19 protein-coding genes and 1 tRNA gene are annotated in these 24335 nt (G+C 65.6%); 13 read left to right on the top strand and 7 right to left on the bottom strand.

Annotated elements, in window-relative coordinates:
* Positions 1–40: 40 nt before the first annotated feature.
* From CDN36_RS07815 to CDN36_RS07805, 3 genes are all read right to left on the bottom strand, one after another.
* A complete protein-coding gene (locus tag CDN36_RS07815) occupies positions 41–925 on the bottom strand; it encodes a sulfurtransferase (RefSeq protein WP_287496418.1) in 885 nt (294 codons plus the stop codon).
* A gap of 125 nt (positions 926–1050) precedes the next feature.
* Positions 1051–1905 carry a DMT family transporter gene (locus CDN36_RS07810; protein WP_150556842.1) on the bottom strand — a complete coding sequence of 285 codons (855 nt, stop codon included), beginning with the start codon at positions 1903–1905 and terminating at the stop codon, positions 1051–1053.
* A 372-nt stretch (positions 1906–2277) separates the two neighbouring features.
* Entirely contained in the window at positions 2278–3393 is a 1116-nt protein-coding gene (locus tag CDN36_RS07805) for an aromatic ring-hydroxylating oxygenase subunit alpha (RefSeq protein WP_150556843.1), read from the bottom strand.
* A gap of 228 nt (positions 3394–3621) precedes the next feature.
* On the opposite strand from CDN36_RS07805, the gene CDN36_RS07800 reads away from it, so the two are divergent.
* From CDN36_RS07800 to folE2, 4 genes are all read left to right on the top strand, one after another.
* Positions 3622–3888, top strand: coding sequence for an exodeoxyribonuclease VII small subunit (locus CDN36_RS07800; RefSeq protein WP_150556844.1), 267 nt, complete (start codon positions 3622–3624; stop codon positions 3886–3888).
* Between the two features lie 78 nt (positions 3889–3966).
* The gene (locus CDN36_RS07795; RefSeq protein WP_287496417.1) at positions 3967–4863 is read left to right on the top strand and encodes a polyprenyl synthetase family protein; all 897 of its coding nucleotides are present in this window, start codon (positions 3967–3969) and stop codon (positions 4861–4863) included.
* A 205-nt stretch (positions 4864–5068) separates the two neighbouring features.
* The gene (gene dxs / locus CDN36_RS07790) at positions 5069–6991 is read left to right on the top strand and encodes a 1-deoxy-D-xylulose-5-phosphate synthase (protein ID WP_287496416.1); all 1923 of its coding nucleotides are present in this window, start codon (positions 5069–5071) and stop codon (positions 6989–6991) included.
* Positions 6992–7235: 244 nt separating this feature from the next.
* Positions 7236–8042: a GTP cyclohydrolase FolE2 gene (gene folE2, locus CDN36_RS07785; RefSeq protein WP_287496415.1), complete on the top strand. Its 807-nt coding sequence runs from the start codon at positions 7236–7238 to the stop codon at positions 8040–8042.
* 114 nt (positions 8043–8156) lie between these two features.
* Here folE2 and tsaD read toward each other — a convergent pair whose 3' ends face one another.
* Positions 8157–9188, bottom strand: coding sequence for a tRNA (adenosine(37)-N6)-threonylcarbamoyltransferase complex transferase subunit TsaD (gene tsaD / locus CDN36_RS07780; protein WP_287496414.1), 1032 nt, complete (start codon positions 9186–9188; stop codon positions 8157–8159).
* 90 nt (positions 9189–9278) lie between these two features.
* Between tsaD and CDN36_RS07775 the strand changes: the two genes are divergently transcribed.
* From CDN36_RS07775 to dnaG, 3 genes are all read left to right on the top strand, one after another.
* On the top strand, positions 9279–10529 hold the full coding sequence (locus CDN36_RS07775) for a BaiN/RdsA family NAD(P)/FAD-dependent oxidoreductase (protein ID WP_287496413.1): 1251 nt from the start codon (positions 9279–9281) through the stop codon (positions 10527–10529).
* Between the two features lie 477 nt (positions 10530–11006).
* Positions 11007–11453, top strand: a complete 447-nt coding sequence (locus CDN36_RS07770; protein WP_150556849.1) for a GatB/YqeY domain-containing protein — start codon at positions 11007–11009, stop codon at positions 11451–11453.
* A 60-nt stretch (positions 11454–11513) separates the two neighbouring features.
* On the top strand, positions 11514–13397 hold the full coding sequence (gene dnaG / locus CDN36_RS07765; protein ID WP_287496412.1) for a DNA primase: 1884 nt from the start codon (positions 11514–11516) through the stop codon (positions 13395–13397).
* Between the two features lie 14 nt (positions 13398–13411).
* On the opposite strand, the gene CDN36_RS07760 is transcribed toward dnaG, so the two are convergent.
* Positions 13412–13849 carry a hypothetical protein gene (locus CDN36_RS07760; RefSeq protein WP_150556851.1) on the bottom strand — a complete coding sequence of 146 codons (438 nt, stop codon included), beginning with the start codon at positions 13847–13849 and terminating at the stop codon, positions 13412–13414.
* Positions 13850–14000: 151 nt separating this feature from the next.
* On the opposite strand from CDN36_RS07760, the gene rpoD reads away from it, so the two are divergent.
* Both rpoD and CDN36_RS07750 read left to right on the top strand, forming a co-directional pair.
* A complete protein-coding gene (gene rpoD, locus CDN36_RS07755) occupies positions 14001–16103 on the top strand; it encodes an RNA polymerase sigma factor RpoD (protein WP_287496411.1) in 2103 nt (700 codons plus the stop codon).
* A 28-nt stretch (positions 16104–16131) separates the two neighbouring features.
* A tRNA-Ile gene (locus CDN36_RS07750) sits at positions 16132–16207 on the top strand.
* Between the two features lie 166 nt (positions 16208–16373).
* Here CDN36_RS07750 and CDN36_RS07745 read toward each other — a convergent pair.
* Positions 16374–17729, bottom strand: a complete 1356-nt coding sequence (locus CDN36_RS07745) for an MFS transporter (RefSeq protein WP_287496410.1) — start codon at positions 17727–17729, stop codon at positions 16374–16376.
* A gap of 172 nt (positions 17730–17901) precedes the next feature.
* Between CDN36_RS07745 and CDN36_RS07740 the strand changes: the two genes are divergently transcribed.
* From CDN36_RS07740 to CDN36_RS07725, 4 genes are all read left to right on the top strand, one after another.
* On the top strand, positions 17902–18912 hold the full coding sequence (locus CDN36_RS07740) for an asparaginase (protein WP_150556854.1): 1011 nt from the start codon (positions 17902–17904) through the stop codon (positions 18910–18912).
* A gap of 18 nt (positions 18913–18930) precedes the next feature.
* A complete protein-coding gene (locus tag CDN36_RS07735; RefSeq protein ID WP_287496409.1) occupies positions 18931–19659 on the top strand; it encodes a GntR family transcriptional regulator in 729 nt (242 codons plus the stop codon).
* 335 nt (positions 19660–19994) lie between these two features.
* Positions 19995–21881 carry a methyl-accepting chemotaxis protein gene (locus tag CDN36_RS07730; RefSeq protein ID WP_287496408.1) on the top strand — a complete coding sequence of 629 codons (1887 nt, stop codon included), beginning with the start codon at positions 19995–19997 and terminating at the stop codon, positions 21879–21881.
* Between the two features lie 257 nt (positions 21882–22138).
* Entirely contained in the window at positions 22139–22495 is a 357-nt protein-coding gene (locus tag CDN36_RS07725; protein ID WP_150556857.1) for a GFA family protein, read from the top strand.
* Positions 22496–22697: 202 nt separating this feature from the next.
* Here CDN36_RS07725 and scpC read toward each other — a convergent pair whose 3' ends face one another.
* Positions 22698–24194, bottom strand: a complete 1497-nt coding sequence (gene scpC / locus CDN36_RS07720; protein WP_287496407.1) for a succinyl-CoA:acetate CoA-transferase ScpC — start codon at positions 24192–24194, stop codon at positions 22698–22700.
* Positions 24195–24335: the final 141 nt, after the last annotated feature.

Here is a 24335-nt window from a genome sequence, read left to right as displayed (position 1 = left end):
CCATCATGGCCATTGCGGCGATGATGGCCATCATGGCCGATTACGGCTGGGCGCCGGTCGTGACGGGGCGACGCTTGTCCGCGCACCATTCGCTCCAGGATCCCGGATACAGGCTGGCGCCGTGCAGCCCGGCGATTTCCATCGCGAGCAGGTTATGGCACGCCGTCACTCCCGAGCCACATTGGGAGATCACACGTTCGGGCTGGCGGTCCTTGCCGAGCACCTGAATGAACGCTTCGCGCAGGGCTGCCGCAGGCTTGAAGCGTCCGTCCGGGCCGAGATTGTCCTTGAAGAAACGATTCACGGCGCCCGGAATGTGGCCGCCGATCGGATCGAGCGTTTCGTTTTCGCCGCGGTAGCGCTCCGGCGCGCGCGCGTCGACCACCAGCCGCTCGTGCGAGCTCAGGTTGCGCTCGATGGCCGCGGCGTCGGCCGTGGTGGCGAGCGGCTCGCCCGGCGCGAAGTCGCCCTCGGGCGGTGCTTCGGGCGGCGCGGCATCGAGCTTGAAGCCGGCCGCGAGCCACGCCTGCAGCCCGCCGTCGAGCACGGCCACCGACTCGTGGCCAAGCCAGCGCAGCAGCCACCACAGGCGCGCGGCGTATATGCCGCCCTGGGCGTCGTAGGCAACGACCTGCTGACCCTTCGACAGCCCGCATGCCGCCAGGTGGCGGATGAGCGCGTCGCGATCGGGCAAGGGATGGCGGCCGTTCTTGCCCGTGGCCTGGCCCGACAGATCGCGTTCCAGATGCGCATAGAACGCGCCGAAGATGTGGCCGTCCACATAGGCCGTCTCGCCGGCCTTCGGATCGGCGAGATCGAAACGGCAATCGAAGATGATCACCGGGGCGCCGCCACCGGCGGCGGTTTGCATCAGCGCGTCCAGGTTTTGCGGGCTGATGAGCGTGGTGAAGTGCGTGTGAATCATGACGTCTCCGCAGACGGGCGTGGGGGAATCGTTCAGCGGGAACTGACCGAGCGGCTCGTCGGGAACGGTGGCGGCGCCCGAAGGGCGATCTTGGCCGGGCGCAAGCCGCAGCCCCGGATGACCGATCAGGTGGTGGCCGACGGGCGGCGCAGCGCCGTCATGCCGCTCAGCACGATGAGCAGCATGCCGATCCAGCCGGCCAGCGCGGGCCAGTCGTTCCAGACGAGCATGCTGATCAGTGTAGCGAAGATTACGCCGGAATATTGCAGATTCGCAGTCACGAGCGTGTTGCCGAGACTGAAGGCCCGCGTGAGCGCCGTCTGGGCGACGAGGGCGGCAATGCCCACGCCGAGCATCAGGCCGGTGCCGCGCCATGTGAGCGGGTGCAGGCCTTCGACCGCCACCCAACCCAGGCCCAGCAGCACGCCGCCCAGCGAAAAATAGAAGACGATGCGCCAGTCCGGCTCGCCGGCCGAGCCAAGTTCCTTCACCTGCATGTAGGCGATGGCGGAGAACACGCCCGAGACGACGCCCGCGACGCCGCCACCCCACGCCTGGCTGTCGATGGTCGGCTGCAACAGCAGCGCCACGCCGACAAAACCCGCGAAGATGGCCGCAACGAGCCGGAAGTCGGTGCGCAGGCTGCCGCGCATGGCCGCCGTCGCCATCACGATCAGCGAGATCCAGATCGGCGACATGTAGTTGAGCGTCATTGCGGTCGACAGCGGCAATTGCGTGAGCGAATAGAACCAGAGCCCGAGCGAGACGACGCCCGCAGCGCTGCGCTTGACGTGGGAGCCGAGGTGTCGCGTGCGGATCGTCTGGCCGCGCGCACGTGAAATGATCAGCAGCACGATCACGCCGATCAGACTGCGGTAGAGAACGATTTCGCCGGTGTTGTACTCGTTTGCCGCCAGCTTGATGAATAGCCCCATCAACGTGAACATGAAGGCGGAGACCAACATCCAGAGCGATTGCATGGCGAATTGGGGCCGTTGGACGGCGAAGACTGCGAAGGCTGCGAAAGGCTCCAAAGGCGCGGCATGGAGCGACGAGAAAGCGACGGATGCCGATGCCGACGACGCTCACAGCCCGATTGGCTGCCGCAAGGTCATATGCAAAGCATGGCGACGATTCTAACGAAAACGGCGGGCACCTGGCCCGCCGTCTCGCGATTTTTTCGGCAAATATTTAATTCAGTCTCGCCCGCGCCACAGCAGCGCCACATTAGCGCCACATTAGTGCCACAGCAGCCAACGCGGCCCCCGCGCGGGCCTTGCCCGCTTCTCGTCCGGTGAGACAGTTCCGCCGTCCACCGTGGCCCGAATGCCGCGATGCCTGCCGCGATGCGCTCAGAAGTCGCCCATCTGGCGACGCAGGAACTCGTGGAAGTGCTGCATGCCGTCTTCCATCGGGCTCTGGTACGGGCCGACTTCCGAGACGCCGCGCTCGAACAGGGCGCGGCGCCCGGCGTCCATGCGCTCGGCGATCTCGTCGTCCTCGCGGGCCGTCTCCATGTAGGCGGCTCGCTCGGCCTCGATGAACTCGCGTTCGAACAGCGCGATTTCCTCGGGGTAATAGAATTCGACGATATTCGTCGTTTTTTGCGGCCCGCGCGGAATCAGCCAGGACACCACGAGCACGTGCGGATACCACTCGATCATCAGGTGCGGGTAGTACACCATCCAGATCGCGCCGAACTCCGGCGGCACGCCTTCGCGGTAACGCAGCAGCACGTCGTGCCACTTGCGATAGATCGGGCTGCCGGGCTTGGCGAGGCCGTTGTGCACGCCGACCGTCTGCACGCTGTACCAGTCACCGAATTCCCAGCGCAGATCGTCGCAGGACACGAAGCTGCCCAGGCCGGGATGGAACGGCACGACATGGTAGTCCTCGAGATAAACCTCGATGAACGTCTTCCAGTTGTAGTTGCATTCATGCACTTCGACGTGATCGAACATGAAGTCCGAGAAGTCGAGATGCTGCTTGACGCCCAGTCGTGCGAGGTCAGCCTGCACGTTGCGGCCTTCGGCCTCGAACAGCAGGCCGTTCCAGCGTTGCAGCGGGAACTTGCCGAGGTTCAGGCAGGGTTTTTCGGGGAAATGCGGCGCACCGAGCAGTTCGCCCTTCGTGTCGTAGGTCCAGCGGTGCAACGGGCACACGATGTTGCGCGCGTTGCCGCGACCATTGAGCATGACCGCCTGACGATGGCGGCAGACGTTCGAGAGCAGTTCGATCCCGCCATGCTCGCCCGCGCCGTTGCGAACCAGCATGCGACCTTCTTGCTCGGCCGGCAGGGCGAAATAGTCGCCCGCTTCCGGCACCATCAGTTCGTGGCCCACGTAGCGGGGGCCATGTTTGAAGAGGACTTCACGTTCGCGGGCGAGAAGGGCCTCGTCGAAGTACGTGTAGACCGGCAGTTGGCTCGAGGCCGGTTTCAGTTGCAAAGCGCTGCTTAGATTGGACATTCCCACTCCCGTCGAGCTTGAAAGCAGTGAACTACCCAACCATCGAAAAATCGATTTAGGGGAACCGACGATTATACCCGGTATGCGTGGGGCGGGGCTGCTAAGTCCATGATTTACGTTAAATATTGTCCGAAAAAAGTCATCGCAGGCAGTTTTGAGGCAATTTACGCGCTGCGAGCTATCGAGCTTTTGCCGTAAAATGGAACATTCGACCCGAATTTCGCGTTTATGGCCAAGACTGCAAAGTCGCAAGACGCGGCGACCGACGTGCCGCAAGACTTGCCCGAAACCTACGAGGCCGCGCTCGCCGAGCTCGAACGCCTGGTGGGCCGCATGGAGGGCGGTGAGCTGGGGCTGGAGGAATCGCTCGGCGCATACCGCCGCGGCGCCGTCCTGGTGAAGTACTGCCAGGGCCTGCTCGAGAAGGTGGAGCAACAGGTGAAGGTGCTCGAAGGCGAGACGCTCAAGCCGCTCGACGCGACGCGCGACGAGTAACGACCCGGCGGCCCGGGAGGGCTCCCGGGGCGACCCAATAACACGCACGGCCTGAAGGGTATGTGCAGGACGAAGACGATGGCGGATCAGAATATCAAGGCCTGGATGCAGGCGGTACAGGCCCGTGTGGAGCAGGCGCTCGACGCCGCGCTGCCCAAGGCGGCCGATGGCGGCTCGGCGCGGCTCAACGAAGCAATGCGATATGCCGTGCTCGGCGGTGGCAAGCGCGTGCGTCCGCTGCTGTGCTTCGCGGCGGGGGAAGTGACGCAGGCGAGCGAGTCGGCGCTCCTTCGCGCCGCGTGCGCGGTGGAAATGATCCACGCCTACTCGCTGGTGCACGACGACCTGCCGTGCATGGATGACGACGATCTGCGCCGCGGCAAGCCCACGGTGCATGTGCAGTACGACGAAGCGACCGGCCTGCTGGCGGGCGACGCATTGCAGACGCAGGCGTTCGTGCGGCTCGGCGAAGCCACGGCGGACCTCAGCGCGGCGCAATCGCTCGCGCTGGTCCATGAGCTGGCGATGGCCTCGGGCGCGCTCGGCATGGCCGGCGGCCAGGCGATCGATCTGGAGAGCGTCGGCGTCAAGCTCACGCAGCCGCAACTGGAGACCATGCACCGCCTGAAGACCGGCGCGCTGCTGCGGGCGTCGTTGCGCATGGGCGCCATCTGCGGCCGTGCGTTGAGCGACGACGAGACCGTGGCGCTCGACGCGTATGCGGCTGCCGTCGGCCTTGCCTTCCAGGTAGTGGACGACATTCTCGACGCGAGCGCCGACTCGGCCACGCTCGGCAAGACGGCGGGCAAGGACGCCGCCAACGATAAGCCGACCTACGTGTCGCTCATGGGCCTCGAAGGCGCGCGCGCCTACGCTGAAAAGCTGCGCGCCGACGCGCACGCGGCGAGCGCGTCGCTTGGCAACGCGGACCGTCTGCGCGCGCTGGCCGACTACGTGGTCGATCGCATCAACTGAGTGGCGTGCGAGCGGCGTGCGCCGCGCGCACGATGGGTTCAGGAAGCCCCGGGCAGTCGCGGATCGCGAGGCCGCGGGGCGATTGCAGTAGATACAAGCAAGGGGCAAGGAGGGTCGGCGCAATCTCCCCACAGAACGCCGGCAGGAGATCGGGGCCAGTGCACAGGGGGCGCTGCCCGGTAAAACGCCTATATATGGAACGACGATGTACGAACTGTTAAATACCATCGATGACCCGGCTGCGTTGCGGCGTCTGGAGCGTCGCCAACTTGCGCCGCTGGCCGAAGAGCTGCGCGCCTTCGTGCTCGAGAGCGTGTCGCGTACCGGCGGGCACCTGTCGTCCAACCTCGGCACGGTCGAGTTGACGATCGCGTTGCACTACGTCTTCAACACGCCGGAAGATCGCATTGTCTGGGACGTGGGGCACCAAAGCTATCCGCACAAGATCCTCACCGGACGCCGCGAGGCAATGGCCACGCTGCGCCAGCTCGGCGGCATCTCCGGTTTCCCGAAGCGCGACGAGTCACCCTACGACACATTCGGCACGGCGCACTCGAGCACGTCGATTTCGGCCGCGCTCGGCATGGCGCTGGGCGCGCGCACGAAGGGCGAGAACCGCTTCGGCATTGCCGTGATCGGCGATGGCGCAATGACCGCGGGCATGGCCTTCGAGGCGATGAACAATGCGGGCGTGCACGAAGACGTGCCGCTGCTCGTCATCCTGAACGACAACGACATGTCGATCTCGCCGCCGGTCGGCGCGCTCAACCGCTACCTGGCCCGCCTGATGTCCGGCCGCTTCTACGCGGCAGCGAAAAAGGGCGTGGAGAAGGTGCTGAGCGTGGCGCCGCCTGTGCTCGAGCTGGCGCGCAAGTTCGAGGAACACGCCAAGGGCATGGTCGTGCCGGCAACGATGTTCGAAGAGTTCGGCTTCAACTACATCGGCCCGATCGACGGTCACGACCTCGACTCGCTCATTCCGACGCTCGAGAACATCAAGAATCTGAAGGGGCCGCAGTTCCTGCACGTCGTCACGCGCAAGGGGTACGGCTACAAGCTGGCGGAAGCCGATCCGGTGCTCTATCACGGCCCGGGCAAGTTCAACCCGGCCGAAGGCATCAAGCCGAGCACGAACAGCAAGAAGACATACACGCAGGTGTTCGGCGAATGGCTGTGCGATATGGCGGCGGCGGACGAACGCGTGGTGGGCATCACGCCGGCCATGCGCGAAGGCTCCGGCCTGGTGGAGTTCGAAAAGCGCTTCCCGGAGCGCTACTACGACGTCGGCATTGCCGAGCAGCACGCGGTGACGTTCGCCGGCGGCATGGCGACCGAAGGGCTCAGGCCGGTCGTGGCGATCTATTCCACATTCCTGCAACGCGGCTACGATCAACTGATTCACGACGTGGCGCTGCAGAATCTGCCGGTGCTCTTCGCGCTTGACCGCTCGGGCCTCGTGGGCGCGGACGGCGCGACGCACGCCGGCGCGTATGACGTGGCCTATCTGCGCTGCATCCCGAACATGGTGGTGATGGCGCCGTCGGACGAAAACGAATGCCGCCAGATGCTCTACACGGGCGTGCAGATCGACGGGCCCTCGGCCGTGCGCTACCCGCGCGGCGCGGGCACGGGCGCGGCAATCGAGCCGACGATGACGGCGCTGCCGATTGGCAAGGGCGTCGTGCGCCGAGAGGGGCACGCCGAAGCGGGGCGCCGTGTGGCGATTCTGGCGTTTGGCAGCATGGTGGCGCCGGCGCTCAAGGCGGCGGAGCAACTGGACGCCACGGTGGCGGACATGCGCTTCGTCAAGCCGATCGATGACGAACTGATCGCGCGCCTGGCGCAGACGCACGACTATCTCGTGACGGTCGAGGAAGGCTGCATCATGGGCGGCGCGGGCTCGGCTGTGGCGGAATCCCTGCTCGCGGGTGGGGTTACTCGCCCCGTACTACAATTGGGCCTGCCCGATCGCTTCATCGATCACGGCGACCCGGCATTGTTGCTCGCGTCGGTCGGTCTGGACGCGGCGGGCATTGCGAAGTCGATCTGCGCGCGCTTCGACCTGCAGCCGGTGGCGCGGGACCAGGGCGCGCACACGACGCAGAAGGCCACGAAACTCGTCGCCTGAGCGTCCGGCAGTTCTCGACATTCGAACGATCCGGCTCGCACGCCGGATCGTTTGCGTTTTGGTGCTCGTGTTTCTGTGCTCGTGTGTTTGATGCCCGTGCTTTGAAGTCCGCCGTTTTCATGCGTGCCGGGGCTCCCCGGCATATTCCCGATGACACTCGCCGCAGGCTCGCGCGTCGTGCGTCGGATACGTTTGCCCATTGCCTCCCCCCCCAGTCGGCTTGCCGGCAAAGAAGGATAATTCGATGAACCAGATGAACCCCGCTTTCGTAATGCCGGACGTGCAAAGCAGCGTCGACACCCGGCAGATTCCGATTCAGCGCGTCGGTGTGCGCGGTGTGCGCCATCCGCTGTCGGTGCACCTGGCCGGCGGCGAAGTGCAGGCCACGGTGGGCCTGTTCAATCTCGACGTGCATCTGCCTGCCGACCAGAAGGGCACGCACATGTCGCGCTTCGTGGCGTTGCTCGAAGCGCATCGCGCGCCGCTCGACATGAGCGCGTTTCGCGCGATGCTCGGCGACATGCTCGGCAAGCTCGAAGCCGAGGCCGGTCGCATCGAAGTCACGTTCCCGTACTTCATCAACAAGACGGCGCCCGTCTCCGGCGTGCAGAGCCTGCTCGACTACGAAGTGACGCTCACCGGCGACGTGCGCAACGGCGTTACGCGCGTGTGGCTCAAGGTGCTCGTGCCCGTCACCAGCCTGTGCCCGTGCTCGAAGAAGATCTCGCAGTACGGCGCACACAACCAGCGCTCGCACATCACGATCGACGCCGAAGTGTCGGAAGACATCGCCGTCGAGGAACTCGTGCGGATGGCCGAGGAAGAGGCTTCCTGCGAGCTGTGGGGACTGCTCAAGCGTCCGGACGAGAAGTTCGTGACCGAGCGCGCCTACGAGAATCCGAAGTTCGTGGAAGACCTCGTGCGCGATGTGGCGACCCGTCTGAACAACGAGCCGCGGGTGCTCGCCTACGTGCTCCAGGCCGAGAACTTCGAATCGATTCACAACCACAGCGCCTACGCCGTGATCGAGCGCGACAAGCGTCTGGCCTGACGGGGGCGCTCCCTCTCCTGCGGGACGGGCGCAAGGCAAAAAACCGCTCTCACGAGCGGTTTTTTTATTGTCCGACGGTCTCTGCCGCCGCAGCGGCGGGGAGTGCCCTGGCTCTCAGGCGCTGCGCACGATGTCGGCAAGATCCCAGCGCGGACGCACGGTGTACGCGTACTCGCTGTCAGCCTCGTCCGGCCAGTGCTTCAGGCGCATGGCGCCGGCGAAGGCGATCATGGCGCCGTTGTCGGTGCAGAACGCGAGGTCGGGGTAATGCACGCGGTAGCCGCGTCGGCGCGCCGCTTCGTTCAGGCCGGCGCGCAGTTGCGCGTTCGCGCCGACGCCGCCCGCCACGACCAGCGTTTTCATGCCGGTCTGCTTGAGCGCGGCCATCGACTTGGCCACGAGCACGTCGACGATGGCATCGACGAAGGCGCGCGCGAGATCGGCTTTCTCTTGCTCGCACACGTTGCCGCCGAGATGGCGCACCTGCGTGAGCACGGCCGTTTTCAGGCCGCTGAAGCTGAAGTCGAGATTTCCCGAGTGTTTCATCGGGCGCGGCAGATCGTAGCGTCCCGGGGTGCCGAAGTCGGCCAGTCGCGAGACGGCCGGCCCGCCCGGATACCCGAGGCCGAGCAGCTTGGCCGTCTTGTCGAAGGCTTCGCCGGCGGCGTCGTCGAGCGTCTCGCCGAGCATGGCGTACTGGCCGAACGCCCGCACTTCCATCAACTGCGTGTGTCCGCCGGAGACCAGCAGGGCGACGAACGGGAAGCCGGGGGCGTCCGGCGCGAGCAGCGGGGAGAGCAGATGACCCTCGAGGTGATGCACGCCGACGACCGGCCGGTCCAGCGCGAAGGCGAGGGCGTTGGCCACGCTGGCCCCGACGAGCAGCGCCCCGGCAAGTCCGGGGCCTTGTGTGTAGGCGACCGCGTCGATGGCGCCAAGCGGCTTCCCGGCACGGGCGAGCACTTCCTCGGCGAGCGGCAGGGCGCGACGAATGTGGTCGCGCGAGGCCAGCTCGGGGACGACCCCGCCGTACTCGCGGTGCATGGCGATTTGCGAGTGCAGCGCATGCGAGAGCAGGCCCGCCTCCGTGTCGTACAGGGCGAGTCCGGTCTCGTCGCAGGAGCTTTCAATGCCTAGAACCAGCATGACGGGGAAGAGATGCGCACGGCGTCAATGAGTGGGACAACCGGGAAGTATATCAGCCGGCCCATCCGCCCGCCGGTTACAATGCGCGCCATGGAAAAGTTCGATGTGGCGATTGTGGGCGCCGGCGCAGCCGGCCTGATGTGTGCGGCCGTGGCGGGGCAGTTGGGGCTGCGCGTGGTGCTCATCGACCACGCGACGCGTCTCGCCGAGAAGATTCGGATCTCCGGCGGCGGGCGCTGCAATTTCACCAACATCAACGCGGGGCCGGGAAACTATCTGTCCGAGAACCCGCGCTTTTGCCGCTCCGCGCTGGCTCGCTATACGCCGCGCGATTTCCTCGATCTGCTGGCCCGCCATGGCATTGCGTGGCACGAGAAGCACCGCGGACAGCTTTTCTGCGACGAAAGCGCGGAAGACATCATCGAAATGCTTCGCAGGGAGTGTGCGGCCGGGCGGGTCCACTGGCGCATGCCGTGCGCCGTGCATACCGTCGCCCATACCGCGGCGGGCGGCGCGCATCCCTATCACCTGACGACGGATGCGGGGCATATTGCCGCGAAACGCCTGGTCGTGGCCACCGGCGGGCTCTCGATTCCGAAGATCGGGGCGACGGACTGGGGGTATCGGATCGCGCGTCAATTCGGGCTGGATATCGTCGAGCCGCGTCCGGCGTTGGTGCCGCTCATGTTCGACGCTTCGACGTGGGCGCCGTTTGCCGGTCTGTCGGGACTGTCGCTCGAAGTGGACGTGAGCACCGGCAAGGGCAGGGACGCCGGCAATTTCCTCGAAGACCTGCTCTTTACACACCGCGGGCTGTCGGGGCCGGCCATCCTGCAGATCTCGAGCTTCTGGACGCCGGGCCAGTCCATTACGCTGAATCTGGCGCCGACGTTCGATATCGAGGCGGCGCTCTTCGAGGCGAAGGCCGCGTCCCGGCGTCAACTCGGCAACCTGCTGGCGCAGTGGGTGCCGGCGAGATTGGCCGAAGCCTGGGTCGCCAACAGCGGCCTCTCGCCGCAGGCGCGCATGCAGGAATTGTCCGACAAGGCGCTGCGCGCGCTCGCCCAGGCGTTTTCCGGCTGGACGCTCAAGCCCTGCGGCTCGGAGGGCTGGCGCAAGGCGGAAGTCACGCGCGGCGGGGTCGACACGCGCGCGCTGTCGTCCGCGACGCTTGAGGCCCGAACGCAGCCGGGTCTGCACTTCATCGGCGAAGTGGTCGACGTCACGGGCTGGCTCGGCGGCTATAACTTCCAGTGGGCGTGGGCGTCGGCCGTGGCCTGCGCGCGAGCGATGTCCGAAGGCATGCGAGCGGGGCAGGCGGGAGGCGACGCACGTTCATAGACGATCGCTGGTGCACTGTGGTACGCTCTTTCCTTCGTGGAGACGGCTGAAAAATCGCACTTTTTGGCGTTCTGGGTCGTTTTTGGGGCGTTTTTGGCTCGTTTTGGGCTCGTTTTTGGGGTGTCCCGGTTGTCGTGGCGGCGCTTGGGCTCGCTTGTGGTCCTCCGGTGCGCTGGCAACGCCGCGTGGCGGTCGAAAAATGGGCTGAAATGGGCTGGAAGGGGCCGAAATGAGCTGGAATGGGCCGATACGGGCCGCAAGGCGGTCCAGGAGCGTCCGAATCCGCGTCGAACCCGCTTGTGATCGTGCATGCGATCGTCCCAGTCAAGCGGGTTTTTGTGCTTTGTGCGTCTCGAGCGCGCCTGTGCCGGCATCCCGGCTGCGCGCGCGAGCGCCACATGCCACATGCGAGTCGCCCTTTTCTTTGGGGCGGCATGCACTACACTGAAACGTATTCGAATTCCGGAATCCCTGCTCATGAGTCTTAAAGAACGCATCAACGAGGACATGAAGACGGCCATGCGCGCCAAGGCCGCCGACAAATTGGGGACCATCCGACTGCTGCTCGCGGCAATCAAACAAAAGGAAGTCGACGAGCGCATCACTCTCGATGACACCGCTGTCATCGCCGTTGTCGACAAGCTGATCAAGCAACGCAAGGATTCCATCAGCCAGTTCGAGGCTGCCGGTCGCCAGGATCTGGCCGACAAGGAGGCCGCCGAACTCGCCGTTCTCCAGGTCTACATGCCGCAGCAGCTCTCGGCGGACGAAGTTGCGCAGGCCGTCAAGGCGGCCGTGGCGCAGACGGGCGCCGCCGGCCCCCAGGACATGGGCAAGGTGATGGGCGTGCTCAAGGGCCAGTTGGCCGGCCGGGCCGACATGACGGTCGTGTCCGCGCAGGTGAAGGCGGCGTTGGCTGCGTAATCGGGTAGTGCGGCCGGCGCCCGTGCGAGCGCGCTGCCGCGTTGCGATGACATCGATCCAGTGATTCCCCAGTCGTTTCTGCAGGATTTGCTCAACCGCGTCGATATTGTCGAGGTGGTGGGCCGTTATGTGCAGTTGAAAAAGGGCGGGGCAAACTTCATGGGGCTTTGCCCCTTTCATAATGAGAAGTCGCCCTCATTTACGGTGAGTCCCACCAAGCAGTTCTATCACTGCTTCGGGTGTGGCGCGCACGGCAGCGCGATCAGTTTCCTGATGGAGCATGCCGGACTCGGATTTGTCGAAGCGGTCGAGGAGCTGGCCCGCAACGTAGGGCTCGACGTGCCGCGCGAGGCGCCCATGCCGGGCGCACCGCCCGCCGCCGTCCAACGCGCACAGACCCTCGGCCTGGTCGACGTCATGACGCGCGCTTGCGACTACTACCGCAAGCAGTTGCGCGGGGCGCCGACGGCCATCGAGTACTTGAAGCGACGCGGCCTGACGGGCGAGATCGCCGCGCACTTCGGGCTGGGGTATGCGCCGCCTGCGTGGCAGAACCTGGAGGCGGCGTTTCCGAATTATCGCGACGACCAACTGCTCGAAGCGGGCCTGGTCATCGAGAGCGACAAGGGCGAGCCGGGGGGCGCGAAGCGCCGCTACGATCGCTTCCGCGACCGGATCATGTTCCCGATCCGCAATACGAAGGGGCAGGTGATCGCCTTTGGCGGACGGGTGCTGGACCAGGGCGAGCCGAAATACCTGAACTCGCCCGAGACGCCGCTTTTCAGCAAGGGCAGCGAGCTGTACGGATTGTTCGAGGCGCGCGCCGGCATTCGCGAGGCCGGTTACGTGCTCGTGGTGGAAGGGTATATGGATGTCGTGGCGCTGGCCCAGCTCGGTTTCCCGCAGGCGGTGGCCACGCTCGGCACCGCCTGTACACCGATGCATGTGCAAAAGCTGTTGCGCCAGACCGAGACGGTCGTGTTCAGCTTCGACGGCGACGCGGCCGGGCGCCGTGCGGCGCGCCGCGCGCTCGAAGCGTGTCTGCCGCATGCGGACGACAACCGGAGCTTCAAGTTCCTGTTTCTGCCCAGCGAGCACGATCCGGACAGCTACGTGCGCGAGCACGGCGCCGAGGCGTTTGCCGATGAGGTGTCGCGCGCCATGCCGCTCTCGCAGTTCCTGATCGGCGAGGTGACCGCCGGCAAGGAGATGCATCAGCCTGAAGGTCGGGCGCGGGCGCTGTTCGAGGCGAAGCCGTTGTTGCAGCAAATGCCGGCGAACGCCCTGCGCGGTCAGATCATTCACGCGCTGGCGGAGCGGGTGGGAAGTCCGGTCGAGGAAGTTGCGCAATTATGCGAACTGAAGATCGGCGCGGCGCGGCGTCAGAACGCGTGGGACAGGGCGCCCGCGAAGCGCGAGAAGCGTAGGGTGGTCGGCACCGAGCACCGGGCGTTGCAGAACCTGCTGATGTTTCCTGTGCTCGGAAACGAATTGACCGACGAAGAGACCAAGATATTACGGAACGTGCGGCATCACGCCGAGATTTTCTCGGAGGTACTGGCGCACTGCCACGAAATGGGCGCTCAGGCGGATTTTCGCTTCATGTCCGATCGGCTGCGATCATCGCCGAATTGGGCGAGTTTCGACGAAATTCTGCGTGAGATCCTGTCGTTTGAAGAAAACGCCCGCGACCTGCTGTTGTTCGATCCGGCCGACGAGGCGCAGGTCGAGCGGCGAGAAGAGCAGATCGCGCTGCGGCTCACCGAACTGCGTAGCGCCATCCGGCGCCTGCAGTACGACGGGCTGTGCGAAGAACTGGAGACGATATTCAAGCGGTCGTCGTTGACGCCCGATGAATTGCGCCATGCACGGGCGCTGTCGCGGCAACGCGACGAATTGAAGCGGTTGCTGGCTACGGCCGGCACGGGAGGCGCGCGAAGTTGAGGTAAGCCCGCGTGCTATAATGAAAAGTTTTCAGTGGGCTGTTTTCTGGCAAGCGAGATCGCTATGGCAAAGATGACAACGACCAGCGGAAAAAAGACGGTTATCCCAGCACCGAAGGCAAAGCGCGCGACGAGCGCGGCGGCGGCGTCCGGTGGGAGGGGGGCGTCTCGCTCTGCGAAGGCTGGCGTTGATGTGAAGGCCGGCAAGGTCGCGCAATCCGCCAGGAAAACGGCCAGCCAGGCAAGTTCGGCGAAACGTACTACGACGACGCAAGTCAAGGCAGCCGCCGGCGCAAAATCGAAGACGACCGGCAAGACGGCTGCGAAGGTGACCGATGTCACCAAGCGCGCGAGTGCGACCGCCGCGAAGGTGGGGACTGCGAAGGCAGTCAGGAAGCCGACGGTGAAGTCGGAGCCGCCCGTCAAGACGACGAAGGCGGTATCGGCCGCCAAGGCGACGGCCGGCGGGAAACCGCAGGCCCGACAACCCGCTGAAAAAAGCGCGAAGAGCGCAACTACCGCCAGGGCTTCGAGCCAGGCGGGCCGCAGTACACCTGCGACGCAGGCCCCACGCAAGACCGGGGCCTCACGCAAGACCGAAGCCGTGGAGCTCGCGTCGGCAACCGTCGAGCCACCCGTCCAAAAGACGCGTGGCCGGGCCGCGAAGACCCCCGCTCCGGCGGAGCAGAACGTCGCAGCGAATACTAATGATCAACCCGTGAACGAAGATCAGACCAAAGTGGAAAAGCAGAAGGCGCGTGATCGCCGGGCAAAAGAGAAAGCACTGCTCAAGGACGCATTTTCCTCGCACCAGCCCGGTACGGCCGAGGAACTTGAGGAGCGTCGCGGCAAACTGAAGGCACTGATCAAGCTGGGCAAGGAGCGTGGCTTCCTCACCTTCGCCGAGATCAACGACCACTTGCCCGACGAGCTGGTGGAGAGCGAAGCGCTCGAGGGCGTGATCGGCACGTTCAACGACATGGGCATTGCCGTCTACGAGCAGGCGCCCGATGCCGAAACGCTGCTGCTCAACGACAACGCGCCGAACGCCGCGTCGGACGACGAAGTCGAGGAAGAGGCCGAAGCGGCCCTGTCGACGGTCGACTCCGAGTTTGGCCGCACGACCGACCCGGTGCGTATGTACATGCGCGAGATGGGGACGGTCGAGCTGCTCACGCGTGAGGGCGAAATCGAGATCGCCAAGCGCATCGAGGAAGGCCTGAAGCACATGGTGCAGGCCATCTCCGCATGCCCGACGACGATCGCCGAGATCCTGGCGATGGCCGAGAAGGTCGAGCGTGAGGAAATGCGCATCGACGAAGTGGTGGACGGCCTGATCGACCCGAACGCGGAAGCCGAAGCGGCGGCCGCGGCTTCCGAGGACGAGGACTTCGACGCTGACGCCGAAGAAGACGCCGAGGACGAGGAAGAAGAGGCCGACGAGGAAGAGGACAGCGGCGGCAGCGGCGGCGGTGCTTCGGCAGCGCAGGTCGAGCAGCTCAAGCGCGATTCGCTCGCCAAGTTCGCGGTGATCGCCGACTGGTTCGGCAAGATGCGTCGCGCGTTCGAGAAGGAAGGCTATCAGTCCAAGCCGTATGTGAAGGCGGGCGAAGCCATCCAGGCCGAGTTGATGACGATCCGCTTCACGGCGCGCACGGTCGAGCGTTTGTGCGACACGCTGCGTTCGCAAGTGGACGAAGTGCGCAACATCGAGCGTGCGATCCTGAACATCGTGGTCGACAAGTGCGGCATGCCGCGTGCGGATTTCGTGTCGCGCTTCCCCGGCAACGAAACCAATCTCGACTGGATCTACACGGTCGTGGCCGATAACAAGCCGTACAGCTCGGTGGTCGAGCGGAACGTGCCGGCCGTGCAGGAACTGCAGCAGAAGCTGATCGACTTGCAGGCGCGAGTGGTGTTGCCGCTCGCCGAGCTCAAGGACGTCAATCGCAAGATGTCCGAAGGCGAGCGCCGCGCCCGCAAGGCCAAGCGCGAGATGACCGAGGCGAACCTGCGTCTGGTGATTTCGATCGCGAAGAAGTACACGAACCGTGGCCTGCAGTTCCTGGATTTGATCCAGGAAGGCAACATCGGCCTGATGAAGGCCGTGGACAAGTTCGAATACCGTCGTGGTTACAAGTTCTCGACCTACGCGACGTGGTGGATCCGTCAGGCCATCACGCGTTCGATCGCGGACCAGGCGCGTACCATCCGTATTCCGGTGCACATGATCGAGACGATCAACAAGATGAACCGGATTTCGCGCCAGATTCTGCAGGAGACCGGTGTCGAGCCGGATCCGGCGACGCTGGCCGAGAAGATGGAAATGCCGGAGGACAAGATCCGCAAGATCATGAAGATCGCGAAGGAGCCGATCTCCATGGAAACGCCGATCGGTGACGACGACGATTCCCATCTGGGCGACTTTATCGAAGATACCGGCACGGTAGCCCCTGCGGACGCCGCATTGCATGGTAGTATGCGCGACGTCGTGAAGGACGTGCTTGATTCGCTGACGCCGCGCGAGGCCAAGGTGCTGCGTATGCGTTTCGGTATCGAGATGAGCACGGACCACACGCTCGAGGAAGTGGGCAAGCAGTTTGACGTGACGCGCGAGCGTATTCGTCAGATCGAGGCCAAGGCGCTGCGCAAGCTGCGTCACCCGAGCCGTTCCGACAAGCTCAAGTCGTTCCTCGAAGGCAATTGATTGCTGCTGAGCGAGCGCCAGTAGTTCAGGGCCGTTAGCTCAGCGGTTAGAGCAGGGGACTCATAATCCCTTGGTCGCTGGTTCGAACCCAGCACGGCCTACCAGGAAGTGAAGAAAAGCCCCTGACGGTGACGTCAGGGGCTTTTTGCCTTGCGGCATCGATGACCCGCGTTCGCACGAACGCCGCGCCGGCATCGCGCATCCGGCTAACGTCCATCGAATGAACCATCCGCTCGATCGTGTCGCCGCACGCGCGCCGCGGCCGCCTCCTCAGGCGGATGCCGGCTTCACGCCGCGGCGGCCGAGACTCGGGGCTACGCCGGGGCGAACCTGCAACATTGCGAACACGCCAACGGCCGTCGCCACCGCCGTCGCGACGAACATCGACGAGTAGCCGTACCTGGCCGACAGAATGCCTGCGAGCGTGGGCGCCAGCACCGACGCAATGTTCGCGATGAAGTGCATCAGGCCGCTGAAGGTCCCCACGCGCGACGGCGCCGTATCGATCACGACAGCCCAGTACACCGAATTGGGCAGGGCATTGAGCGCATTGCCTAGCGTCATCAACGCGATCACGGCCCATACGCTTTGCGCCTGCGACACCATCAGGAAGCACAGCGTGGTGCAGGTGAGGGCGGCCGCGGCGAACCAGCTGCGCGCCACCACGAGCTTGCCGGTCTTGCGATACAGCCAGTCCGAGATACGTCCACCGAGCAACACCGTCACGCACGCGCCGGTCCACGGAATCATGCCGACGTACCACAGCGACGACAGCGTGAAGTGAAATTCGTCGGCGAGATACTTCGGCGTCCAAGTCAGCAGCATGAAGTTGACGTAGATGAATGCGAAGTAGCCGATCGAATTGAATACCAGTGTCTTGCTGCGAAAAAAGCTCCACCACGGCAAGTCGCTTGCGGCGCCGGCGCCGCCGACCTGCTGCGCCGGGCGTCCTTCCTGGATGAGCGCCAGCTCGGCCGCATTGACGCGCGGATTGTCCTCGGGACGGTTCGTGTAGACGCGCGCGAACAGCGCGATCAGCACGAAGCCCGCCACGCCGAGCACGATGTACATCGTGCGCCAGCTCTCGGTGAGCAACAGCAGGCCCACGGCCACGGGGGCAGTGAGCAGCGCGCCCAGCGGCGTGCTCAGCAAGCCGATCGACACGGCGAAGCCGCGCTCCGAGGGTGACGCCCAGGCCGACATCGTCTTGTTGATGATGGAGTACGCCGGTCCCTCCGCGAAGCCGAACAGCACGCGAACCGTGGCGAAGCCGGTGAGGGCGGAGCCGCCGAAAACGGCCACGCCGAGGTCGCCGGCCCAGATCATTGCGATCGCGAAGGCCGACCATGCCACGCCTGCAATGACCCACACCGTCTTGGCGCCGAGCCGGTCGGCGAGCGCGCCGCCGAACAGCGCGCCGAACATGTAGCCATAGCCGAAGTAGCCGAGTACGGCGCCCCAGCCGGCACGGTCGAAGCCGTATTCCGACGTAATTTGCGCGGCCGAGTACGAAATCGCGCCGCGATCGATGTAGTTCACGAGCGCGATGACGACGATCAGCGCGAATACCGCAAATCGATACCGCGTTGCGGCGACGGCCGGATGGGCCAGGGGGCTGGGTTGCATGACGTCTCCTGAGTGTTGACTGAACAGTGACCACGAGTGGGCCGGTGGACGGGGTGACAGGGGCAAAACGACAGATGCCCCGACGCGCCCATGCCTCCACGCCCTTCGCAAACGATTGTCGATTATATATAATGCACAATGCATATCAACTGAAATCAAAATACTGTCCACCATGTCCAACTCGCTTCCCGTGGTCGCCGTCGGCTCGCTCGGCGGTACGATCAGCATGACGCCATCCGACGCCGCCGGCGGCGTCGTCCCCACGCTCGACGCCGCGCAACTCGCCCGGTCGGTGCCCGGCCTGTCCGAGGTGGCTGCCGTGCGCACCGCGTCGATCCGGCAATTGCCCAGCGCGTCGCTTTGCTACGACGACCTCATGGAAGCCCTCGACTGGGCCGAGCAGCAGATCGCGCAGGGCGCCCGCGGCGTGGTCCTGACCCAAGGCACCGACACGCTCGAAGAAACGGCCTTCCTGCTCGATCTGTTCTGGACGCTGCCCGCACCACTGGTCATCACGGGCGCCATGCGCGCGCCGCAGGCCGCCGGTGCGGACGGCCCCGCGAACCTGCTGGCCGCGGTGCGAACGGCGCTACACCCGGAAAGCGCGGGCCGCGGCGTACTCGTCGTGATGAACGACACCGTGCATTGCGCGCGCTGGGTGAGCAAGGGCGACGCGCTGGCGGTGCAGGCATTCGTGTCGCTCGACGGCGGTGCGGCCGCGCGCCTCGTCGAAGGGCGGCCCACGTACTTCCATGCGGCGGGCGCGCGGCCGGCGCCGCTCGCACGGCCGGTGCGCGCGTGGCCGAAGGTCGCGTTGGTGACGGCCGTGTTGGGAGACGACGGCGAGCTGGCCGAGATGGCCGTGCGCGGCGGCTACGAAGGCGTCGTGATCGCGGCGCAGGGCGCCGGACACGTGTCGTTCGCGTTTGCCGAGCGGGTGAGCGCGCTCGCGCAACAGGTGCCGGTAATTGTCGCGAGCCGAGCGGCCGGCGGCTCGACCGCGTCATCGACATACGGCTATGTGGGCGCGGAAATCGATCTCGTGAAGCGCGGCGCGCGCATGTCCGGCTGGCTCTCGGCGCTCAAGTCGCGGCTGCTGCTCGCCGCGTTGATCGCCTCGGGCGTGCCGCCCGCCGCGGTTGCGGACGCACTGGAAAATTGGAGTAAACTCACGCGTCGATAAACTCCCACGGCCTTCCCCTTGAAAAGCACGTCTTCCGCATCGGCCGCCGCGTCGGGTGCTACCGGCACGTCCGGCACGTCCGGCCGCCGCCGCCTCACCGCCTATCAGTACGCCATCGAGACGCTGCGCACCGAGATTCTGCAGGGTCGGCTGAAGGCGGGCGACCGGCTGCGGCAGGACGATCTCGCCCGCCGTCTCGAGATGTCGACGACGCCGGTGCGCGAGGCGTTGCGCACATTGGTCTCGGAGGGGCTCGTGTTCTTCGACGCGCATCGCGGCGCGGTGGTGCGAGGGCTGACGATCGACGACGTCAATGAACTCTACCGCCTGCGCAAGACGCTCGAGCCCATGATGGCCGAGCAGGCAATGGCCACGATCCGCGACGAGGACATCGCGCGGGCCCAGGCGTTGCACGGCGAAATGCTCGCCACGACGGATGTCGTGAAGTGGACCGAGCTGAACCAGGCGTTCCACGCGGCGCTCTGGGCCTCGCAGGACCATTCCCGGCTGGCGCATCTGATCAAGACGTTGCGCGATGCGTCCGGCCCCTACATCGCCTTGTCGCTCTACATGCGGCCGGTGCATGTCGACGTGAGCAATCAGGAACACCAGAAAATGCTCGACGAGTACCGCGCCCGCGATGTGGCCGCCGCCCGCCGGCACACGGAAGACCATCTCGACGCTACGCTGCGCATCATCGTCAAGGCCATCGAGCAGACCGAAGCGCAGGCGGCCGCCAACGAGTGACGCCAACGAGTGACGCCAGCGCGAGGCGCCACATCGCCGGCCGCCCCGCGCCGGTGATGCTTCGCACACCTGATCATCCGCGATCCGTCATGTCCGGCAATGCCGGGTGATGCGCGATAGTGCGCAATAGTGCGTGGTGGTGCCTGGTGGTGCCCGGCAAGACGCCGTGCGCGCTTTCGCGGCCGATTCTCGTCGGCTTTCCGGGTTAACACCTAAAGTTCTTCGTGCGCCGGCCGTAATTGCTGGGGTGGAACCCCCACCTCGTGGAGCCGGTGGCCTGGGCGCCGGTTTCCTGTCTTTGACCCCCCCCCTAGCCGCAGGCCCGTCCAGACAGCATGACAGTATCTTCGCTTAGAACACGCATCATCCTGATCGCGTGTGCCACCGTAATCGGGGCACTGATCCTCTCCGGCATCACCACCTACCTCATCGTGCGCAACAGCATGATGTCGACCATTGCCAACACGCTCGACGCCGTCGCGCGCGGCAACACGCTCGCCGTCGAGCGCTGGGCCGCCGCAAAGGGCCAGTCGGTCGTCGGCACGGCCGCGGCCGTCGAGAAGGGCGAGCAAGGCGTCGCCCTCACGAAGCTGCTCGGCGCGACCAACGGCTTCCCGATCTCGAGCATCGGCTGGAGCGACAAGTCATACTTCTCCAGCGGCCCCACGCCGCCCGACTACGATCCGACCGTTCGTCCGTGGTACAAGGGCGCCACGGCCGCGGGCAGGCTCACGGTGGTCAAGCCGTATGCCGACATCGCGTCCGGCAAGCTGTACGTGTCGTTTGCCGCCCCGATCCTGCGCGACGGCCAGACGCTCGGGGCGGTGAGCGGTGCCGTGCCGCTCGACGCCGTGCAGGAAGTCGTCAGGGCCGTCCATCCCACGCCCTCGAGCCTGGCCTTCGTGGTCTCGCGCGACGGCCTCGTGATCGCGCACCCGGACGAGAAACTCATGCTCAAGCAGTCGAGCGATCTCGCGCAGTCGCTCACGCCGGACACGCTCGCCGGCCTCGAGCGCGCCACCGAACCGATGGAAGTGGAGCTCGGCGGTGCGGCCAAGCTCGTCAAGGTGCAGCCCGTGCCGGGCACCGACTGGCTGTTCGTCGTGGCGCTCGACAAGGCTGAAGCGACCGCCGGCCTCTCGCGCGTGCTGAGCGCGACCGTCATCACGCTGATCGTGCTGACGCTGTGCGCCATCGGCATTGCGAGCTTCTTTACCTCGCAGGCGTTTCGCCGTCTGTCGCAGGTGCGCGACGCGATGGACACCATCGGCTCGGGAGGCGGCGACCTGACGCGCCGCCTCGACGTGGTCGGCAACGACGAAGTCGCCCAGATTTCGCGCTCGTTCAACGCGTTCGTCGACAAGATCAGTACGGTCATGCTCGACGTGCGCGCAGGCGTGAACGGCATGACCTCGGCAACCAGCGAGATCGAGATGGGCAACCGCGATCTGTCGCAGCGCACCGAAGCGTCGGCCGGAACGCTGCAGGAGACGTCGGCCGCGCTCACCGAACTCACCGCCAGCGTGAAACAGACGGCCGAGGCCGCCGAGCACGCCACGCGCCTAGCGAACGACGCCAGCGAAGCGGCGGCGCGCGGGGGCGAAGTGATGACGGGCGCCGTCACGACCATGAGCGAGATCGCCCGGTCGTCCGAGCGCATTACCGAGATCATCAGTGTGATCGACGGCATTGCGTTCCAGACCAACATCCTCGCGCTCAACGCCGCGGTGGAAGCCGCGCGCGCGGGCGAGCAGGGCCGCGGCTTTGCCGTGGTGGCCGGCGAGGTGCGCACGCTCGCCCAGCGCAGCGCGGCCGCCGCGCAGGAAATCAAGACGCTCATCGAGGCTTCCGTACAGAACGTCAAGAGCGGCACGCAGCGCGTGCAGGCCGCCGGCGACACGATGGGCGAGATCGTCGACGGCATCGCCCGCGTGCGCCGTCTGATCAGCGAAATCCACAGCGCCATGACCGAGCAGAGCACCGGCATCAGCCAGATCGATCGCAGCGTGGCGGAGATGGATCAGTCGACGCAGCAGAACGCCGCGCTGGTCGAAGAGTCGGCCGCCGCCTCGGCAATGCTCAGCGAGCAGGCGCGCAATCTTGCCGACACCGTCGCGCTCTTCCAGTTGCGCGAGCACAGCCGCCACGGCGTGACCGTGGTGCGCAGCCCGGCAGGGGCGCCGCGCGACCCGCATCGCGACGAGCCGGCGCTCGCGGCCTGAGCGCGCCACGCCTGAATGGACGGCGGCCTCGCTGTGCCGCACTCGGGCGGCGAGGCCCGCGCGCGCGCCGCCAGCCTTGCCCTGACGTCACCACAGCGCTACAGCGCCGCACCGCTAGAGCGCCGCACCGCCCTGCCGCCGGAATTTGTCGCACAATGGACCGCATTCCGGCGCGGCGTCCTTCCTTCCCGAAACGCTTGTGCCCGACGTCTGCCGGTGTCGAATCGATATTGCCGATCACGTTCAGGAGACTCCACATGACCCATCAACGGTACGAAGGCGGATGCCATTGCGGTGACTTGCGCTTTGCCGCCAATGTCGATCTATCCAAAACAGTCGCGTGCAACTGTTCCATCTGCAAGAAGCGGGGCTTGATTCTGGCCTTCACGCCGCTGACGGAATTCACGCAAACGGCGGGCGAGGGAAAAGCTGCCGAATATCTTTTCAACAAGCACGTCATTCGCCATCAATTCTGTCCGAGATGCGGTGTCGAGGCATTCGCGTTCGGTGAAATGCCCGACGGCACGAAAATGGCGGCGGTCAATGTGCGGTGCCTCGATGGCATCGATCTGGATACCGTGCATCCCACGCCATTCGATGGCGCGAGCAGGTAGACGCCGGCGCGCGCCACCGCCGGCCGCTGGCTGACGCAATAAAAAGCGGCTCGCCCGCGCGTGCCGGCGAGCCGCGAATGCCCGTCGCGCTCAGCCGCGCCGGGCTCACGGGACCGCATGCGCCCCGTGTTCCTGGACCCCGCCGCGACGGTGCCGACCGTCGCTGCGTCGCTGCCGACCGTCGCTGCCGACCGTCGCTGCGTTACTTCGCTGCCAGCATCGAGCCGCGATCGCGCAGATTGATGTGCATCTCGAAGGCGCGCTCCAGCGCGTGCGGCGTGTGGCCGGCATAGCGCAGGGCGTCGCGGTAGTAGTCGCGCAGCACTTCGCGATAGCTCGGATGCGCGCAGTTGTCGATTACCAGCTTCACGCGCTCGCGCGGCGCGAGCGTGCGCAGGTCGGCCAGTCCCTGCTCGGTGACGAGGATGTCCACGTCGTGCTCGTTGTGGTCGACATGCGGCACCATCGGCACGATGCTCGAAATGCGCCCGTCCTTGGCGATCGACTTGGTCGCGAAGATCGCCATGCGTGCATTGCGAGCGAAGTCGCCCGATCCCCCGATGCCGTTCATCATGTGCGTGCCGCCCACGTGCGTGGAATTCACGTTGCCGTAGATATCGGCTTCGAGCGCGGTATTCAGCGCGATGAGGCCCAGGCGGCGGATCACCTCCGGATGGTTGCTGACTTCCTGCGGGCGCAGCACGAGCTTGTCGCGATAGCGCGCCAGATCGCCGAACACGCGGTCCTGCACCGGCTGCGATACCGTGATCGACGAGCCCGAGGCAAACACCATCTTGCCCGCGTCCATCAGCTCGAACGTGGAGTCCTGCAGCACCTCCGAGTACATGGTGAGCTGCTCGAACGGCGAATCGACGAAGCCCATGAGTACGGCATTGGCAATGGTCCCGATACCTGACTGGATCGCGGGCAGCGTGCGAGGCAGGCGCCCGCGCGAGACTTCATGCTGGAAGAATTCGATGAGATGGCCGGCGATGTTCTGCGTCTCGGCGTCGGGCGGCAGGGCATTCGACGCGCTGTCGGGGGTGTGCGTGATGACGATCGCCGCGATCTTCTCGGGCGCAATCTTCACGGCGCTGGTGCCGACGCGGTCGCGCACGTCCACGATCGGCAACGGGTCGCGATGCGGGCGCTGGCCCGGAATCCAGATGTCGTGCATACCCTCGAAGGCGAGCGGCTGCGCGAGGTTGATCTCCACGATCACTTTGTCCGCGAGGATCGCGAAGCTCGCCGAATTGCCGACCGACGAGCTGGGCACCAGGCCGCCGTCCTCCGTGATGGCGACCGCTTCGATCACCGCCACGTCGAGCTTGCCGAACTGACCGGCGCGCAGGAACTCGACCGTCTCGGACAAGTGCTGGTCGACGAACATCACGTCGCCGCGGTTGATCGCGCTGCGCAGCGTGGTGTCCACCTGAAACGGCAGACGTTTGCCGAGCACCCCGGCCTCGGTCAGCGTCTTGTCGGAATCGTGCCCCAGCGATGCGCCCGTGATCAGCGTGATCTTCAGCGGATGGGCCTGGGCGCGCCGCGCCAACGCAAGCGGCATGTCCTTGGCATCGCCGGCGCGGGTGAACCCGCTCATGCCGACCACCATGCCGTCGCCGATCAGCGTGGCCGCGTCGTCGGCGCTCATCACCCGGTCGCGCAGCGACGCCAGGCGGATGCGGTCTTCAAACATCGTGAGGCTCCTCGTCTCTCTTATTCGAATCTCGTGAATGCTCCGCGTGGCCGCAGGCAACGCCGTTGATCACGCTCGACTCGAAGTGTATTGACGCATGCGTCACATTTCCAATATATTGAACAAAGTATTTCAATACTT

The organism is Pandoraea sp. CB10b_02 (assembly GCF_002216225.1).
In the GTDB taxonomy this organism is placed as follows: Bacteria; Pseudomonadota; Gammaproteobacteria; order Burkholderiales; family Burkholderiaceae; genus Pandoraea; species Pandoraea nosoerga.
The sequence above is the reverse complement of the archived record's forward strand: the minus strand, read 5'-3'. Positions and strand labels throughout refer to the sequence as shown.

Bases quoted from the DNA above. Each gene is read 5' to 3' on its own strand.
- CDN36_RS07800 (WP_150556844.1), top strand. From the start codon at position 3,622: ATGGCCAAGACTGCAAAGTCGCAAGACGCGGCGACCGACGTGCCGCAA.
- CDN36_RS07740 (WP_150556854.1), top strand. From the start codon at position 17,902: ATGTCCAACTCGCTTCCCGTGGTCGCCGTCGGCTCGCTCGGCGGTACG.
- CDN36_RS07815 (WP_287496418.1), bottom strand. From the start codon at position 925: ATGATTCACACGCACTTCACCACGCTCATCAGCCCGCAAAACCTGGAC.
- scpC (WP_287496407.1), bottom strand. From the start codon at position 24,194: ATGTTTGAAGACCGCATCCGCCTGGCGTCGCTGCGCGACCGGGTGATG.
- CDN36_RS07805 (WP_150556843.1), bottom strand. From the start codon at position 3,393: ATGTCCAATCTAAGCAGCGCTTTGCAACTGAAACCGGCCTCGAGCCAA.
- CDN36_RS07770 (WP_150556849.1), top strand. From the start codon at position 11,007: ATGAGTCTTAAAGAACGCATCAACGAGGACATGAAGACGGCCATGCGC.
- folE2 (WP_287496415.1), top strand. From the start codon at position 7,236: ATGAACCAGATGAACCCCGCTTTCGTAATGCCGGACGTGCAAAGCAGC.
- CDN36_RS07775 (WP_287496413.1), top strand. From the start codon at position 9,279: ATGGAAAAGTTCGATGTGGCGATTGTGGGCGCCGGCGCAGCCGGCCTG.
- CDN36_RS07745 (WP_287496410.1), bottom strand. From the start codon at position 17,729: ATGCAACCCAGCCCCCTGGCCCATCCGGCCGTCGCCGCAACGCGGTAT.
- CDN36_RS07730 (WP_287496408.1), top strand. From the start codon at position 19,995: ATGACAGTATCTTCGCTTAGAACACGCATCATCCTGATCGCGTGTGCC.
- dxs (WP_287496416.1), top strand. From the start codon at position 5,069: ATGTACGAACTGTTAAATACCATCGATGACCCGGCTGCGTTGCGGCGT.
- tsaD (WP_287496414.1), bottom strand. From the start codon at position 9,188: ATGCTGGTTCTAGGCATTGAAAGCTCCTGCGACGAGACCGGACTCGCC.
- CDN36_RS07725 (WP_150556857.1), top strand. From the start codon at position 22,139: ATGACCCATCAACGGTACGAAGGCGGATGCCATTGCGGTGACTTGCGC.
- CDN36_RS07810 (WP_150556842.1), bottom strand. From the start codon at position 1,905: ATGCAATCGCTCTGGATGTTGGTCTCCGCCTTCATGTTCACGTTGATG.
- CDN36_RS07795 (WP_287496417.1), top strand. From the start codon at position 3,967: ATGGCGGATCAGAATATCAAGGCCTGGATGCAGGCGGTACAGGCCCGT.